Origin of the sequence: Enterobacter sp. Ap-1006, from assembly GCF_011752835.1 — a bacterium.
In the GTDB taxonomy this organism is placed as follows: Bacteria; Pseudomonadota; Gammaproteobacteria; order Enterobacterales; family Enterobacteriaceae; genus Cedecea.
This window is the reverse complement of the sequence record NZ_VWWU01000006.1, coordinates 349695-364896: the sequence shown is the minus strand read 5'-3', so window position 1 is coordinate 364896 and position 15202 is coordinate 349695. Positions and strand designations below refer to the sequence as shown.

Annotated in this window: 15 protein-coding genes; 5 read left to right on the top strand and 10 right to left on the bottom strand. The window is 58.3% G+C overall.

Annotation, left to right across the window (positions count from 1 at the left end; all coding sequences use genetic code 11):
• Positions 1 to 11 precede the first annotated feature (11 nt).
• The 10 genes from yiiM to hypA form a co-directional block, all read right to left on the bottom strand.
• Entirely contained in the window at positions 12 to 689 is a 678-nt protein-coding gene (gene yiiM / locus F3J28_RS19485; RefSeq protein WP_008457718.1) for a 6-hydroxyaminopurine reductase, read from the bottom strand.
• Positions 690 to 762: 73 nt separating this feature from the next.
• Positions 763 to 1383, bottom strand: a complete 621-nt coding sequence (gene sodA, locus F3J28_RS19480; RefSeq protein ID WP_008457716.1) for a superoxide dismutase [Mn] — start codon at positions 1381 to 1383, stop codon at positions 763 to 765.
• Between the two features lie 335 nt (positions 1384 to 1718).
• Positions 1719 to 2687: a chemotaxis protein gene (locus F3J28_RS19475; RefSeq protein WP_039298985.1), complete on the bottom strand. Its 969-nt coding sequence runs from the start codon at positions 2685 to 2687 to the stop codon at positions 1719 to 1721.
• A 148-nt stretch (positions 2688 to 2835) separates the two neighbouring features.
• Positions 2836 to 3183, bottom strand: coding sequence for an HNH nuclease YajD (yajD, locus tag F3J28_RS19470; protein ID WP_008457693.1), 348 nt, complete (start codon positions 3181 to 3183; stop codon positions 2836 to 2838).
• A 46-nt stretch (positions 3184 to 3229) separates the two neighbouring features.
• Complete coding sequence (gene flhA / locus F3J28_RS19465) at positions 3230 to 5314, bottom strand: formate hydrogenlyase transcriptional activator FlhA (protein WP_166878950.1); 2085 nt, start codon at positions 5312 to 5314, stop codon at positions 3230 to 3232.
• A 109-nt stretch (positions 5315 to 5423) separates the two neighbouring features.
• Positions 5424 to 6434 carry a hydrogenase expression/formation protein HypE gene (hypE, locus tag F3J28_RS19460; RefSeq protein WP_166878947.1) on the bottom strand — a complete coding sequence of 337 codons (1011 nt, stop codon included), beginning with the start codon at positions 6432 to 6434 and terminating at the stop codon, positions 5424 to 5426.
• Positions 6431 to 7552, bottom strand: a complete 1122-nt coding sequence (gene hypD, locus F3J28_RS19455; RefSeq protein WP_166878944.1) for a hydrogenase formation protein HypD — start codon at positions 7550 to 7552, stop codon at positions 6431 to 6433. Before hypD ends, hypE begins: the two co-directional genes overlap by 4 nt.
• A complete protein-coding gene (locus tag F3J28_RS19450; protein ID WP_166878942.1) occupies positions 7552 to 7812 on the bottom strand; it encodes a HypC/HybG/HupF family hydrogenase formation chaperone in 261 nt (86 codons plus the stop codon). The genes hypD and F3J28_RS19450 overlap by 1 nt, the downstream gene beginning before the upstream one ends.
• Entirely contained in the window at positions 7803 to 8666 is an 864-nt protein-coding gene (gene hypB, locus F3J28_RS19445; protein ID WP_166878938.1) for a hydrogenase nickel incorporation protein HypB, read from the bottom strand. The genes F3J28_RS19450 and hypB overlap by 10 nt, the downstream gene beginning before the upstream one ends.
• A complete protein-coding gene (gene hypA / locus F3J28_RS19440; protein WP_166878935.1) occupies positions 8659 to 9021 on the bottom strand; it encodes a hydrogenase maturation nickel metallochaperone HypA in 363 nt (120 codons plus the stop codon). Before hypA ends, hypB begins: the two co-directional genes overlap by 8 nt.
• A 476-nt stretch (positions 9022 to 9497) precedes the next feature.
• Between hypA and hycA the strand changes: the two genes are divergently transcribed.
• The 5 genes from hycA to F3J28_RS19415 all read left to right on the top strand — a co-directional run bounded on the left by hycA (position 9498) and on the right by F3J28_RS19415 (position 15115).
• A complete protein-coding gene (gene hycA, locus F3J28_RS19435) occupies positions 9498 to 9953 on the top strand; it encodes a formate hydrogenlyase regulator HycA (RefSeq protein WP_008457686.1) in 456 nt (151 codons plus the stop codon).
• A gap of 88 nt (positions 9954 to 10041) precedes the next feature.
• A complete protein-coding gene (locus F3J28_RS19430) occupies positions 10042 to 10647 on the top strand; it encodes a 4Fe-4S dicluster domain-containing protein (RefSeq protein WP_166878932.1) in 606 nt (201 codons plus the stop codon).
• Positions 10644 to 12452: a formate hydrogenlyase subunit 3 gene (gene hycC, locus F3J28_RS19425; protein WP_166878929.1), complete on the top strand. Its 1809-nt coding sequence runs from the start codon at positions 10644 to 10646 to the stop codon at positions 12450 to 12452. Before F3J28_RS19430 ends, hycC begins: the two co-directional genes overlap by 4 nt.
• A gap of 9 nt (positions 12453 to 12461) precedes the next feature.
• Entirely contained in the window at positions 12462 to 13388 is a 927-nt protein-coding gene (locus F3J28_RS19420) for a respiratory chain complex I subunit 1 family protein (protein ID WP_166878925.1), read from the top strand.
• Positions 13389 to 13405: 17 nt separating this feature from the next.
• A complete protein-coding gene (locus F3J28_RS19415) occupies positions 13406 to 15115 on the top strand; it encodes a hydrogenase large subunit (protein WP_166878921.1) in 1710 nt (569 codons plus the stop codon).
• The last annotated feature ends 87 nt before the right edge of the window (positions 15116 to 15202 follow it).

The window sequence follows — 15202 nt, the reverse complement described above, 5'->3', positions numbered from 1 at the left end:
GTGAGGGGCCGTTATTTCCCGAACAAACGCCGCGAATTATCCTCGATCTTCCCTGAAATTCTGCGCTTCTGCATCGTTCTGCTCCAGCTTACCGACAACCCAGCCGCTGACAAAAGCCGATGATATTGTGAATCATCAAACGGCATATGCCAGGCAATGGCGATAGCTTCTGCCACCGTCACGTCGCTAACGCGAGAGGCCAGTTCCAGCGGTGCATCGGCGGAAACATTCCCCGCCAGAATCACGCGATAAAGCCAGCCGCAGTAGCCCGCTTCCTGCATCCGCGTTGCCATATCCTCTACGCCAAAATGGTAGTTCAGCTTAAAGCAGGGCGAACGAGGCTGAGTCACCTGAATCAGCGCTTCACCCCAGCGGTAAATATCCCCCATACAGACGTTCTTTTCCGTCATCCCTTCCGTGGACAGGTTTTCGCCGAAGGCCGGGGCGTTAAACAAATCGATTTTATCCGGGAAGAGTTGTGCCCAGTGCTGATAATGCTCGCGCGGATAGTGGCACAGCGCCCTGTCTGGCCCGCCGTGAATCACCTTCTCCGCCTGCTCGTCGCCCTCCAGCCCAAGCTCGGTCAGGCGAAGTTCGCCGTCCACCTGCACTTTGGCGATGGCGCTGGGCCGACTCCCTTCGTAAGCACGGATCTGGCCAACGTAAACCTGAAGCGGATAGCGATGCATAAGCGACTCCCTGCGAAATAGACATAAAAAAAGCGAGCCATCAGGCTCGCTTCTCTAAGGTCGGATTGCAACCTTATTTTTTAGCGGCGAAACGTGCTGCTGCTTCGTCCCAGTTAACCACGTTCCAGAACTCTTTCGCGTAGTCCGGGCGACGGTTCTGGAATTTCAGGTAGTAAGCGTGTTCCCAAACGTCCAGGCCCACAATCGGGAAGCCGGAAGCGCCGGAGATAGCTTCGCCCATCAGCGGGCTGTCCTGGTTTGCAGTAGAGACTACAGCCAGTTTGTCGCCTTTCAGTACCAGCCACGCCCAGCCGGAGCCGAAACGGGTAGCGGCTGCTTTTTCGAACTCAGCTTTGAACGCGTCAACGCTGCCGAAATCGCGCTCGATAGCGGCTTTCAGGTCACCTTTCAGCTCGGTGCCTTTTTTCAGGCCTTTCCAGAAGAAGCTGTGGTTAGCGTGGCCACCGGCGTTGTTACGCAGTACGGTTTTTTTATCCGCAGGCAGCTGATCCAGTTTAGCGATCAGTTCTTCAGCAGACAGGCTGGCAAACTCAGGCAGGGATTCCAGCGCGGCGTTCGCGTTGTTGACATAAGCCTGGTGGTGTTTGCTGTGGTGGATTTCCATGGTTTCTTTGTCGAAATGCGGTTCCAGCGCGTCGTAAGCGTAAGGCAGGGATGGCAGTGTATAGCTCATATTCATCGTCTCCATTAACGTAGAGCGGCTGTAATGCTGTTAACGCCGCGTAATCAGTCGGTTCATTATAGTTAATTAAATGATATTGAAAATGTTTATCAATGCCGTACTTAGCGTGTGGTTATAACTTTTCTTCATGAAACCACGGCTTACGGCTATAACGCAGCGGGTAAAAAGCCATTTTCCCAGAGTAACGGCGAATTGTTACCCGATAGTGACGCGAAGATACGAAGAGGGGGTAACTGGCGGTGATGGCTATCGTGGGGACTCGCTCAAAGAAGTGTTCTGGCTCGAATAAAAAAACAAGGCCCGGTTTCCGGGCCTTTTCTTATCTCTTAGCGAGTGGCGGCGTCTTCCAGCGCTTTGTGGATGACGGAAGACAGCTCGGCGACGTCAAACTTGGCGACATAGCCGTTGGCGCCGACTTTACGAACGTGATCTTCGTTGGCGCTGCCGGAAAGGGAGGAGTGGATCACCACCGGAATGTGCTTCAGCGAAGGTTCGGTCTTAATGTTGCGGGTCAGGGTAAAACCGTCCATCTCCGGCATCTCGATATCGGTCAGCACCAGGCCGATTTTGTCGGTAATAGGCGTGCCGGACGCTTTGGCATCGGCAGCAATAAGTTTGATTTTTTCCCAGGCTTCCAGGCCGGTCGCGTGCATGATGGCCGGAATGCCCATCCCCTTCAGGCCCTGCTCCAGCATCGAACGCGCAACTTTGGAATCTTCGGCAACGATAGCCACCGCGCCAGGCTTCAGGGTATAAGTTTTCTCTTCGATCGCGGCAATATTCACATCTCTCCCGGATGGGATAATGTCATAGAGGATCTGCTCCACGTCCAGCACCAGCGCCAGGTCTTTGCCGGTTAGCGGGTCGTCAATATTGGCGATGCTGGTGATATTGCGGCTGCTGACCCCGGCCTCGGCGGCGTGCACCTGGCTCCAGTCGAGGCGAATAATGTTCTCCACGGACTCCACGGCAAACGCCTGGGTGCTGCGGGCATATTCGGTGATCAGTAATAAATTCAGGCCGGTGGTCGGCGTGCAGCCGGTGACCGCAGGTAGATCGATAACCGGGATAATCTGGTCGCGAATATTAGCCATGCCCAGCAGCGGTGATTCCATGCCTGCGGCACGGTTAATCTTTGGCATCGGCACAATTTCACGCAGCTTAAAAACGTTGATGCCGTACAGCTCGGACTTGCTGTCGTGCTGGCTGGTGCCTAAGCGGAACAGCAGCAGCTCGAATTTGTTGGATAACGCCAGGTTGGCCCTTTCATCAATATCTTTCTGAAAACTATCCATTTTAACCTCAAGTGATAACCCGGCCTCAGAACCCAACCGTACGGAGTGAATGCTTGTCTAAGTTATCGGCAGCGTCTGGAAAAAATGAAGGGAAAAGGCGAAATGATTTCGCTTAGAGGGACGTGATATCCCTCTAAGTGGAGGGCGCTTACTTTTTCTTGTTCAGCATCGCTTTGAGGTCGGCAAACGGATTATAGGTTGCTTCGCCTACATCCTTTTGCGCGTCCTCTCCGGCAATCACCGTGGAGCCGTACTGGTCGGCCTCGGTGTATTTAGAATGTTCATGATCGTGGCAATACAGGCATAAAAGCTCCCAATTGCTGCCATCTTCCGGGTTGTTGGTGTGATCGTGATCCATATGGTGAACGGTCAGTTCACGCAGATTGGAATAGACAAACTCGCGTGAGCAGCGCCCGCACACCCAAGGGAAAAGCTTCAGCGCCTTTTCGCGGTAGCCGCTTTCCAGCCGCGTATAGTTTTTGGGGATAATTGCCATGATTCAGTTTCCAGACAAAAAATGTAGGGTTATGCCCAGTTTCCGGCTAAAGCGCGTCTTTATCAATCCCCAGGCGCTTCATCCGGGAAAGTAACGTGGTGCGCTTCAGCCCTAATCGCTGGGCAGCGCCGCGAGGCCCGGCCACCACGCCGTTAGCTTCTTTCAACACGCGCAGAATGCGCTCGCACTCGTCCTCATCTTCACGCCTCTCTTCTTCCACACCCGGAGAAAGATGGCGTTCCAGAGGAGGGCGGTGATCCATTTCGGGCAGGGAAAGGTGCAGCACGCTGCCCCGGGTTAACAGCACCGCCCGCTCAATCACGTTTTCCAGCTCCCGCACGTTGCCTGGCCACTCCATGCGGCTCAGGGCGCGCAGCGTTTCCGCCGGAATACTGTCGATGTTGCGGTTCAGGCGGCGGGCGATTTTGAAGGTGAAGGATTTCACCAGCAGCGGGATATCCTCCGGGCGTTCGCGCAGCGGCGGCAGCGTGATAGGAAACACGTTCAGCCGGTAATAAAGATCGCTGCGGAACTCCCGGTCGGCAACCATCTCTTTCAGGTTGCGGTTAGTGGCGGCGATCAGACGCACATCCACTTCCTGAACCTTATTGCTGCCGAGGCGCTCGAACTCCTGTTCCTGCAGCACGCGCAGCAGCTTGGGCTGCAGCTCAAGCGGCATATCACCCACTTCGTCGAGGAACAGCGAGCTTTTATCGGCCAGCTCAAAGCGGCCAATGCGCTGATTGTTCGCCCCGGTAAACGCCCCGCGCTCGTGGCCGAACAGGTCGCTCTCCAGCAGCCCGGCGGGCATCGCGGCGCAGTTGATCTTCACCATCCGGCGGCTGTTGCGCTCGCTCAGGTTATGGATCGCCCGGGCAATCAGCTCTTTACCGGTGCCGGTCTCGCCGAGGATCAGCACGGTGCTGTCGCTGCTGGCCACCATCTCCACCTGCTTAAGCACGATAGACATCGCCTCGCCGCGCCCGATAATTTCGCCAAAATCGCTGTCGACGTTATTAATCTGCTCGGTGAGGTAGAGGTTTTCATCCACCAGATTCTCTTTCAGGCGGTTGATTTCCTGGTAGGCGAGGGCATTATCCACCGCGATGGCAATACGTTCGGCAATCTGGCGCAGCAGCTTGAGGTTGGCTGGCGTAAAGCCCTGCTCGCTGCATTTGGCGAGCTTCAGGACGCCCAGCATATTGGGGCCGAACTTCAGCGGCAGCAGGCAAAGCGTCTGCGGTTTGTTGTCCCACATCTCCAGCAGCATCCGCTCATACGGCGCCAGTTTGTCGCCAGGGCAAAGGTTGAGCAGCAGCATTTCGCCACTTTTAAAGACGCGTTCTGACAGCGTGCCTTCCTCAAGCACATCGCTTTGATCGTGAATCGGCGAAGCTTCATCCACAAAGTGAGTAGAGTAGAGCGTGAGCCGCGACTTGCGGCTGCTTTTCAGCACGATGCTGATGGAATCAATGGCGAAGTGATAGTGAATTTCCCGGGCAATCTCGCTGATCAGTTCGTCCAGGTCCAGCTTCGACAATACCGCATTGGTGACGGCCACCAGAATGCGAAAATCGTCGCGCTCCCGGCACAATAACTGGTGATCGTGGCTCGAATTGAGCCGGGTCTGGATTTGCTCGGTCACCAGGCCGACAATTTGCGCCAGGGTATAAAGCCGGTTCAGCTCTTTTTCCGTCCAGCCATCCGCCCGGTTGCGGATAAATTCGCAGCCGCCGAAAATTTTGCCTTCGGAGGCCAGCGGTAAAAGGCAGTAGCGGCCAAAAGGAGCATACAGATCCAGGCTTGCCATTTGCGGCCAGGTTTCATCGAACTCTTGCTGGCTGCAAATCAGCGCCTCCGGGCGCGACAATATGCGGCGCACCGGGCCGCTGGCCAGAGCCATTTCATCTTCGTAGTGCAGTTCCTTGCCGTGTTTATCCTTGCCATAAAAACTCACCCGCTGATGCTGGGGATGGTAAAGCAGAATGTTAACGCGATCGGCCAGCGCGCCCTGTTTCACCAGCTGCGTCAGGCTGCTGGCGAGTTCGTTGAGATCGGGCTGCTGGAGCAGCATGCGGGTGATATCAAACAACCCCTGCTGCCCGAGATCGCTCATCGGCGTGTATGACATTTTTGCTTTCCATTGAAATGCCCTGCGGCTGGCACAGGACTAAAAAATATAATTAATATAAATATTGTTTAAGTTTAGTCAGCGTTGCGTGAATGCATACTGGTGCAGGTCAACAAATGCGCGGTAAGGGTTCAAAATGCGGCAGATCGAGCGTGCGTTTTACGCCATAAAGCCCCGTGACGCGCACGCCTTTTCGCTCCACAACCTCACCCACGACAGCCGCCTGTTTGCCGCAGGAGTGCTGCTGTAACGCCTGAATAACGGCCGGGGTAGACTCGGGAGACGCGGCGATAACCAGCTTGCCTTCATTAGCAAAATTTAACGCATCCAGCCCCAGCAGTTCACAGACGCCGCGCACCGCCGGGTTCAGCGGCAGCTTATTTTCGCTGATTTCCATTCCGCAGCCGCTGGTGTCGGCAAACTCGTGCAGAACGGCGTTTACCCCGCCGCGCGTGGCGTCCCGCAGCGCTTTTACGCCGGGAATCTGCAGCAGCGGGGCGATCATCGGCGCCAGCACCGCGCAATCGCTTTGCAGATCGCCGTCCAGCCCCAGCTTCTCGCGCAGGTTGAGGATGGTTGCGCCGTGGTCGCCGAGCGTGCCGCTCACAATCAGCAGATCCCCTGCTTTGATCTGAGCCGCGCCCCAGTTAACGCCCGCAGGAATAGCGCCTATCCCGGCGGTATTGATAAACAGCTTGTCCGCCGCGCCGCGCGGTACGACTTTGGTGTCGCCGGTCACGATGGCGATATTCGCCGAGCGTGCTGCATTCGCCATGCTGGTGACCACGCGCTCCAGCGTTTCAAACGGCAGGCCTTCTTCAAGGATAAAACCGCACGACAGCCAGCGTGGCGTAGCGCCGCTCACCGCGACGTCGTTGGCCGTGCCGCACACGGCCAGCTTGCCGATATCCCCGCCGGGGAAAAACAGCGGATCGATAACGTAGCTGTCTGTAGAAAATGCCAGCCGGTCACCGCTGGCGGTTAACTCTGTCAACGAAATCCTCGCCTGATCTTCCTGCTCGGCCAGCCACGGATTATCAAAAGCCCGCATAAACAGGTCGGCGATCAACTGCTGCATCGCCTGGCCGCCGCTGCCGTGGGCCAGCTCAACGGTTTTCATACTTCACACTCCTGAGAACGGTACTGATACCACGCCGCGCAGGCTCCTTCGGAGGAGACCATCAGCGCGCCGAAGGCGTTTTGAGGATTACAGTCGCGACCAAACAGCGGGCATTGCTGCGGCTTGCAGCGCCCGGTAAGCACGTCGCCGCAGCGGGCTTTCGGGTCGTCGTAAACCCGCTGAGGTTTGGGCTGGAAATGGTCTTCGGCATCAAACTGACAGTAGGCTTCGGTGAGCTGCACGCCGGAATCGCCGATTACGCCCAGGCCGCGCCATTCCGCTTCGCCGCGCACCGTAAACACGTCGCTTATCGCCTTCTGTGCAAGCAAATTGCCTTCTTCCGGCACGACCCGGCGGTACTGGTTTTCTACCTGGCTGCGCTGCCTGATTTTTTGCTCGACCAGCATCAGCACGCCCTGCAGCAGATCGAGCGGCTCAAAGCCGGCCACCACCAGCGGGCGCTGGTGCTCAGAGGCAATAAAGTCATAGGCTTCGGTGCCAATCACCATGCTGACATGCCCCGGCGCCAGGAAAGCGCCGATGCCGTTGTCGGGCTGGGAAAGCAGGCTGCGCAGCGTCGGGATCAGCGTGATGTGCTGGCAGAAGAAATAGAAATTATCGATGCCCTGCGACTTTGCCTGTTGAAGCGTGATTGCCGTGGCGGGCATGGTGGTTTCAAAGCCGAGGCCAAAGAACACCACTTTGCGCTCCGGGTTCTGACGAGCCAGCGTCAGCGCGTCCATGGGCGAGTAAATCACCCTGACGTCCGCGCCTCGCGCCTTCGCCTGCATCAGCGAGCCGTTTTTACCCGGCACGCGCATCGCATCCCCAAAGGTACAGAAAATCACTTCCTGGTGGCTGGCTATCTCAATACAGGTGTCGATTCTCCCCATCGGCAGCACGCAAACCGGGCAGCCGGGGCCGTGAATAAACTCGATATTTTCCGGCAGCAGCCGATCGAGGCCGAATTTAAAAATAGCGTGGGTATGGCCGCCGCAAACTTCCATGATGCGCAGCGGGTGGCTTGCCGTGTAGTTCAGCAGCGTGGCGTGGGATTTCAGCGTTTCAATCAGCTGCATCACGCGATCTGGATCGCGGTATTCATCGACGTAGCGCATCAGCGACGCTCCTCGCCGTAAAGCAGCGCGCCGACGTCCGGCTCGACCTCAAACATGTTTTGCAGGGCATCCAGCGTGTCCCGCGCCTCGGCTTCATCAATAATGCTCATGGCGAAACCGACGTGAACCAAAACCCATTGCCCCACGGCGGCGTCGCCCACCAGCGTTAAATTCACGTCGCGCTGCACGCCGCAGACGTCCACTTTCGCGCTGCCGTCGGCCTGGCGCTCAACAATTTGCCCCGGGATGCCTATGCACATCGCTCCGCCTCCAGCCAGCTAAGCCACTCGTCCATCCCTTCGCCGCTGGTCGCGGAAACCAGAATAATTTTGATGTCCGGGTTGACCTCTCGGGCAAAAGCCAGGCACTTGCTGATGTCGAACTGCAGGTACGGCAGCAGGTCGATTTTGTTCAGCAGCATCAGTGACGCCGCGGCGAACATATGCGGGTATTTCAGCGGTTTATCCTCGCCTTCCGTCACCGACAGCACCGCGACCTTATGGCGCTCACCTAAATCAAAGCTCGCCGGGCAAACCAGGTTGCCGACGTTTTCGATAAACAGCACGCCGTCACGCTCAAGCGGCAGGCGCAGCATGGCATCGCGGATCATCTGGGCATCAAGGTGGCAGCCTTTCCCGGTATTCACCTGAATGGCTGGCGTGCCGGTTTCGCGGATGCGCGCGGCGTCGTTCACCGTTTGCTGATCGCCTTCGATAACCGCGCACGGCACTTTGGCATTCAGGCGCTTCAGCGTTTCGGTGAGCAGGGTGGTTTTACCGGAACCGGGGCTTGAGACCAGGTTCAGCACCAGCTGATTGTGGCTGGCAAAGCGGTCGCGGTTATGGGCGGCGAGCTGGTTATTTTTGTCGAGCACGTCCAGCTCGATCTCCAGCATCTTACGCTGAGTCATCCCCGGCGCGTGGGTGCCTGCCGCGCCGTGACCGTAATGCAGGTCGCCCTGTTCGTCAGCCGTAGGGGCAAACTTGACGCCGGTTATCTGTTGCAGCGGGCGTGCCGCCGGGGCAAACGGGGCACTGCGAAAGCCAGAGTGGGGATTACGTTCGTCCCCTTCAATGTACAGGTTGCCTTCACCGCAACCGCAAGTGCTACACATGAGCTATCTCCTGATCGATTTCCAGACGCTTAATCTGCATGCCGTCATCCGCCACGATGCGCAGGTTGTTGCCGTTACAGTTGGGGCAGCACTTCACGCGCTGGGTCAGCAGAGTGACGAACTGCTGGCAGTCATGGCACCAGCATTCGGCTTCCTGCTGGTGGATATGCAGCTCGCTGCCTTCCGCCAGGGTGCCGCGGCAGACCAGATCAAAGCAAAACTCCAGGGCGCTGGTTTCCACGCACGAGAAGGCGCCGACCTCCAGCCAGACGCCGGTCACGCGACGGGCATTGTTCTGGCGGGCGTGGTTTTCGATAAGTTCGACTGCGCGCTGGCAAAGGGTGATTTCGTGCATGGGGCCTCCGGGGTTAACTGGGGCAGGTAATGCAAGGACGGTGCCAGGCTTTTTCTTTGCCCCCTCACCCCGGCCCTCTCCCCGAAGGGGCGAGGGAGAATTCTTTTAAGAAAAGGGAACGTTTATCCCCCCTTCCTTCCGGGAGTAGCCTGGCCTGCTTTTATCCCCTCTCCCTTCCGGGAGTAACCTGGCCTGCTTTTATCCCCTCTCCCTTCCGGGAGTAACCTGGCCTGCTTTTATCCCCTCTCCCTTCCGGGAGTAGCCTGGCCTGCTTTTTATCCCCTCTCCCTTCCAGGGAGAGGGTCAGGGTGAGGGTAAAAAAGTGCCGTCAGCCAAAGTCAAAGATGACGAAATGACATGTCATTCTGCTCGCTAAAGATACTTTTATCTGTTAAATGCATTTAAAAACAATAAATTAAAAACATGGCACGAAACGTGCCTTACGGAGGGACAAGCACTAACAGAGCGAACAAAACATGAACATTTGGGAACTGAGCGAAAAAGCCGAGTACATCGCCGACAAGCACCAGCGGCTGCTTTCGCAGTGGCATCTGTACGGCAACACCCTGATTCAGGGGATCACCTTATCCAAAGCGAAGCTGCATCACGCCGTGGGCTGCAACCCGGACGAAAGCCTGCGCTTCTTCTTATTTGACCACTTCGTCATTCAAATCAATCTCGCCGAAGGCTTTAACAGCCACACCATCGAGTACAGCATCGAACTGCGCGACGGCAGCGATAACGTGCTGATTGCCAAGGCGACTATCGACGATGACGGACTGATTGATAACGCCGTCAGCAACCGCGATCGCGAGAAAGTGCTGGAACACTACCTCGAGCTGATCCGCCCGGTGTACGACAGCCTTTATCTGGCCGTGCAGCAAAACACCCCGTTATCCATGGCGCTGCTGCAAAAGTCCGCCGTGGCATGAAGATATCTGGGGTGTCGAGAACTGTCGAACCGGCAGCTTTTCGGCATGTTTTCGTCAAAAATGACGATTGTCACCTGAGGAAGAACTGGTGAACCGTTTTGTAATCGCTGACTCAAAATTGTGTATGGGTTGCCATACCTGTGAAGCGGCCTGCGCCGAGACGCACCGCCTGCACGGCCTGCAGTCCATGCCGCGCCTGAAAGTCATGCGCAACCTGAATGAATCTGCGCCGCAGATGTGCCACCACTGTGAAGACGCCCCCTGCGCCGGGGTTTGCCCGGTCAACGCGATAACCCGCGTGGACGGCGCCGTGCAGCTGAATGAAAGCCTGTGCGTAAGCTGCAAACTTTGCGGTATCGCCTGCCCGTTCGGCGCCATTGAATTTTCCGGCAGCCGCCCGCTGCATATTCCCGCCAACGTGAACAGCCCGAAAGCGCCACCTGCGCCTCCGGCCCCGGCTCGCGTTAGCCCGCTGCTGGACTGGGTTCCCGGCGTTCGCGCTATCGCGGTCAAATGCGACCTGTGCAGCTTCGACGAAAGCGGCCCGGCCTGCGTTCGCACCTGCCCGACCAAGGCGCTGCGGCTGATCGACAACAACGACATCGCCCAGGCCAGCAAGCGCAAACGTGAACTGACGCTTGGCGCGACGCTTGGCGACCTGACCCTGTTTACCCAGCCAGAGGCGAGAAAATGAATGCTTTTTTACTGATTCACTGGGCGCTTTTGGGATTTGTCACCAGCGCTGTGTTAGCCGGCATTCTGGCATTTTCAAAGCCCGTTAGCGGCTTTATCGGCGGCGTTGGCGGCGCAATCAGCGCCGTGCTTTTGCTGATCGCGGGCGTTCAGGCGCTGTTGGGCTTCAGCGGCGATGCGCAAATCTGGCACTGGCACCTGCAGCTCAACGCTTTCAACGGCGTCTGGCTGGTAACGGTGGCGTTAAGCGGCCTGTTTATTTCCGTCTATAACTGCGCCTGGCATCTCCATCCGGCGATAAAAGCCGACGGCCTGCTGATTAACTTGATCCTGGCGGCAAGCGTTGCGGCGCTGGTAGCCGACAACTTTGTCACCCTGGTAGCGATGGCGGAAATCATCTCCCTGGCGGGTTATTTCCTCACCGGCTGCCAGCAGTCCGGGCAGCTGTGGTTTGCCCTTGGTCGTCTGGGTACCGTGCTGCTGGCGATGGCCTGCTGGCTGCTGTGGCAGCGCTACGGCACGCTGGGCTATGGCGATCTGCGTCATCTCCTTGACGGCGCGCCGCTGCCGGCCCCGGTACTGATCCTCGCGCTACTCGGCTTTGGGCTGCTTGCCGGGATTATTCCGCTGCACGGCTGGGTGCCGCAGGCGCATGCGAATGCCTCCGCGCCTGCCGCCGCGCTGTTCTCCGCCGTGGTGTTGAAGATTGGCCTCTACGGCATTATGAGCTTCTCGCTGATCGGTAATACGCTGCCGCTGTGGTGGGGCGTGCTGGTCGTGGTGATCGGCATGATCACCGCGTTTATCGGCGGGCTTTACGCACTGATGGAGCACAACATCAACCGCCTGCTGGCTTATCACTCCCTTGAAAACATCGGCATTATTTTGCTGGGCCTGGGCTGCGGCCTGATCGGTATCGCACTGCATGAGCCGGTGCTGGTGGCGCTGGGCATGACCGGCGGCCTTTATCATTTGTTCAACCATAGCCTGTTCAAAACCACGCTGTTCCTCGGCGCAGGTGCCGTCTGGTTCCGCACCGGACATCGCGACATCGAGAAGCTGGGCGGGATCGGCAAACGCATGCCGGTTATTTCGCTGGCGATGCTGGTTGGGCTGATGGCGATGGCCGCGCTGCCGCCGCTGAACGGCTTTGCCGGGGAGTGGGTTATCTATCAGTCGTTCTTCCGCCTCGGCAGCCTGCCGCTGTTTGTGGGCCGTTTTATCGGGCCGCTGCTGGCCGTGGGGCTGGCAATCACTGGCGCACTGGCGGTTATGTGCATGGCGAAAGTCTATGGCGTCACCTTCCTGGGTGCGCCGCGTACTAAAGAAGCGGAAAACGCGACCTCTGCGCCGTGGCTAATGAACGTCTCAGTCGCCCTGCTTGCCGCATGCTGCGTAGTTGCCGGGGTTGCTGCCCCGTGGCTGCTGCCTCTGCTTCAGCACGCCGTGCCGCTGCCGCTTCAACCGGCGCATACCGCCGTGTCTCAGCCGATGATAACGCTGCTGCTGATTGCCTCTCCGCTGCTGCCGTTTATTTTGATGATCGTTTTCCGCGGCGACCGCTTGCCAAACCGCTCTCGCGGCTCGGCGTGGGTCTGCGGCTACGACCACGAACAGGCGATGGTGATCACCGCGACGGGCTTTGCCCAGCCGGTAAAAGCGGCGTTTGCGCCTTTGCTTAAGCTGCGCCAAACCCTGAATCCGGTGAAGTGGATCCCTGGCTGGCAGTGCGAGCGTCTGTCCGGCACGTTCCGCCGCCTGGCGATGGTTGAGCTGGCGGTCTTACTGGTGGCGATGGTTGCCTGAGGAACTGATATGACTACGTTTTTATTCGCTCTTATCCAGGCGCTGGCGCTGTTTTTTGCCGCGCCTCTGCTGGCAGGGATTACCCGCGTGACGCGCGCCCGCCTGCATAATCGCCGTGGCCCCGGCGTGCTGCAGGAATACCGGGATCTGTTCAAGCTGCTGGGCCGGCAGAGCGTGGCCCCCGCCGCCTCTGGCTGGGTTTTCCGCCTGATGCCGTTCGTGATGGTGGGCGTGATGCTCACCATCGCCACCGCGCTGCCGGTGGTGACAATTGCCTCGCCGCTGCCGTCATTAGGCGACCTGATAACCTTAATTTACCTGTTCGCCATCGCCCGCTTCTTCTTCGCCATCGCCGGGCTGGACACCGGCAGCCCGTTCACCGGGATTGGTGCCAGCCGTGAAGCCATGCTTGGTGTGCTGGTCGAGCCGATTCTGCTGCTTGGTTTGTGGGTTGCCGCGAAGGTTGCCGGCAGCACGCACATCAGCAATATCGCCGGGGCTATTCACGCCTGGCCGACGGCGCAAAGCCTGACGCTGGTTCTGGCCTTCGCGGCCTGCGCCTTCGCCACCTTTATTGAAATGGGCAAGCTGCCGTTTGACCTCGCCGAAGCCGAGCAGGAGCTGCAGGAAGGGCCGTTGTCCGAATACAGCGGCGCGGGCTTTGCGGTGCTGAAGTGGGGCATTTCGCTGAAGCAACTGGTTGTGCTGCAAATGTTTGTCGGCGTGTTCCTGCCCTGGGGGCAAATGAGCGCCTTTAGCTGGGGCGGGCTTGTCCTTGCCCTGGTGCTGGCCGTTGTGAAGCTGGTGGCGGGCGTGCTGATTATCGCGCTGTTCGAAAACAGCATGGCGCGCCTGCGGATGCTGGAAACCTCAGCGGTTACCTGGGCCGGTTTTGGTTTTGCCTTTTTAGCCTTCGTCTCCTTGCTGGCGGCGTGATTTAAGAGAACCTATCGATGTCTGAAGAAAAAATTGGTCAACACTATCTCGCCGCGCTGCATCAGCAATTCCCGAATGCGGTGATCGACGAAGCCTGGCAGACCAAAGACCAAATCACCGTCACCGTGAAGCTCACCATGTTGCCGGAGGTGGTGGAGTGGCTTTACTACCAGCAGGGCGGCTGGCTTTCGGTGCTGTTTGGCAACGATGAACGCCAGCTGTGCGGCAGCTATGCGGTGTATTACGTGCTGTCGATGGAAAGCGGCGTGAAGTGCTGGATCACCGTGCGTGTGGAAGTGGATGCCGACAAACCAGAGTTCCCGTCCGTCACGCCTCGCGTTCCTGCCGCCGTTTGGGGCGAGCGCGAAGTCCGCGATATGTACGGCCTGCAGCCGGTTGGCCTGCCCGATGAGCGCCGTCTGGTGCTGCCGGACGACTGGCCGGACGATCTCTATCCGCTGCGTAAAGACAGCATGGATTACCGCCAGCGCCCGGCGCCGACCACCGACAAAGAGACCTACGAGTTCATTAACGAACTGGGCACGAAAAAGAACAACGTGGTGCCGATTGGCCCGCTGCACGTCACTTCTGATGAACCCGGCCACTTCCGCCTGTTCGTTGATGGCGAAAACATTATCGACGCCGACTACCGCCTGTTCTACGTCCATCGCGGCATGGAAAAGCTGGCGGAAACCCGCATGGGCTATAACGAAGTTACCTTCCTGTCCGATCGCGTGTGCGGCATCTGCGGCTTCGCCCACAGCACCGCCTATACCACCTCGGTGGAAAACGCGATGGGGATTGTGGTGCCGGAGCGCGCGCAGATGATTCGCGCCATTCTGCTGGAGGTTGAGCGTTTGCACAGCCACCTGCTGAACCTCGGCCTGGCCTGCCACTTTGTCGGCTTCGACTCCGGTTTTATGCAGTTCTTCCGCGTGCGTGAAATGTCGATGAAGATGGCGGAGATCCTGACCGGGGCGCGGAAAACCTACGGCCTGAACCTGATCGGCGGCATCCGCCGCGACCTGCTGAAAGACGACATGATCCAGACCCGCCAGCTCGCCCAGCAGATGCGCCGGGAAGTGCAAGATCTGGTGGATATCCTGCTGAGCACGCCGAACATTGAGCAGCGCACCGTCGGCATTGGTCGCCTTGACCCACAAATCGCCCGTGATTTCAGCAATGTCGGCCCAATGGTGCGTGCCAGCGGTCACGCCCGTGATACCCGCGCCGATCACCCGTTTGTCGGTTACGGCCTGCTGCCGATGGAAGTACACAGCCTCGACGGCTGCGACGTGCTTTCCCGCCTGAAAGTGCGGATCAACGAAGTCTTTACCGCGCTGAACATGATTGATTTCGGTCTGGATAACCTGCCGGGCGGCCCGCTCGCCGTGGAAGGCTTTACCTACATTCCAAACCGCTTTGCCCTGGGCTTCTCAGAGGCGCCGCGCGGGGACGACATTCACTGGAGCATGACCGGCGACAACCAGAAGCTGTACCGCTGGCGCTGCCGTGCGGCGACGTACGCCAACTGGCCAACCCTGCGCTACATGCTGCGCGGCAACACGGTGTCCGACGCCCCACTGATTATCGGCAGCCTTGATCCTTGCTACTCCTGCACCGACCGCATGACGGTGGTGGACGTGCGCAAGAAGAAAAGCCAGGTGGTGCCTTACAAAGAGCTGGAGCGCTATAGCATTGAGCGCACGAATTCGCCGCTGAAATGATTTTGATGCCTTGTCGGTGACTGACCCTCACCCCGGCCCTCTCCCTGGAAGGGAGAGGGGGAAAACCGGCTTCGTTCTGTCTCTTGC

What these genes read in the sequence shown, in the direction of transcription:
- hypD (WP_166878944.1), bottom strand. Translation starts at nt 7,552, where the DNA reads ATGCGCTACGTCGATGAATACCGCGATCCAGATCGCGTGATGCAGCTG.
- hypE (WP_166878947.1), bottom strand. Translation starts at nt 6,434, where the DNA reads ATGAAAACCGTTGAGCTGGCCCACGGCAGCGGCGGCCAGGCGATGCAG.
- F3J28_RS19420 (WP_166878925.1), top strand. Translation starts at nt 12,462, where the DNA reads ATGACTACGTTTTTATTCGCTCTTATCCAGGCGCTGGCGCTGTTTTTT.
- yiiM (WP_008457718.1), bottom strand. Translation starts at nt 689, where the DNA reads ATGCATCGCTATCCGCTTCAGGTTTACGTTGGCCAGATCCGTGCTTAC.
- hycA (WP_008457686.1), top strand. Translation starts at nt 9,498, where the DNA reads ATGAACATTTGGGAACTGAGCGAAAAAGCCGAGTACATCGCCGACAAG.
- hypB (WP_166878938.1), bottom strand. Translation starts at nt 8,666, where the DNA reads ATGTGTAGCACTTGCGGTTGCGGTGAAGGCAACCTGTACATTGAAGGG.
- F3J28_RS19450 (WP_166878942.1), bottom strand. Translation starts at nt 7,812, where the DNA reads ATGTGCATAGGCATCCCGGGGCAAATTGTTGAGCGCCAGGCCGACGGC.
- hycC (WP_166878929.1), top strand. Translation starts at nt 10,644, where the DNA reads ATGAATGCTTTTTTACTGATTCACTGGGCGCTTTTGGGATTTGTCACC.
- sodA (WP_008457716.1), bottom strand. Translation starts at nt 1,383, where the DNA reads ATGAGCTATACACTGCCATCCCTGCCTTACGCTTACGACGCGCTGGAA.
- flhA (WP_166878950.1), bottom strand. Translation starts at nt 5,314, where the DNA reads ATGTCATACACGCCGATGAGCGATCTCGGGCAGCAGGGGTTGTTTGAT.
- F3J28_RS19475 (WP_039298985.1), bottom strand. Translation starts at nt 2,687, where the DNA reads ATGGATAGTTTTCAGAAAGATATTGATGAAAGGGCCAACCTGGCGTTA.
- F3J28_RS19415 (WP_166878921.1), top strand. Translation starts at nt 13,406, where the DNA reads ATGTCTGAAGAAAAAATTGGTCAACACTATCTCGCCGCGCTGCATCAG.
- hypA (WP_166878935.1), bottom strand. Translation starts at nt 9,021, where the DNA reads ATGCACGAAATCACCCTTTGCCAGCGCGCAGTCGAACTTATCGAAAAC.
- yajD (WP_008457693.1), bottom strand. Translation starts at nt 3,183, where the DNA reads ATGGCAATTATCCCCAAAAACTATACGCGGCTGGAAAGCGGCTACCGC.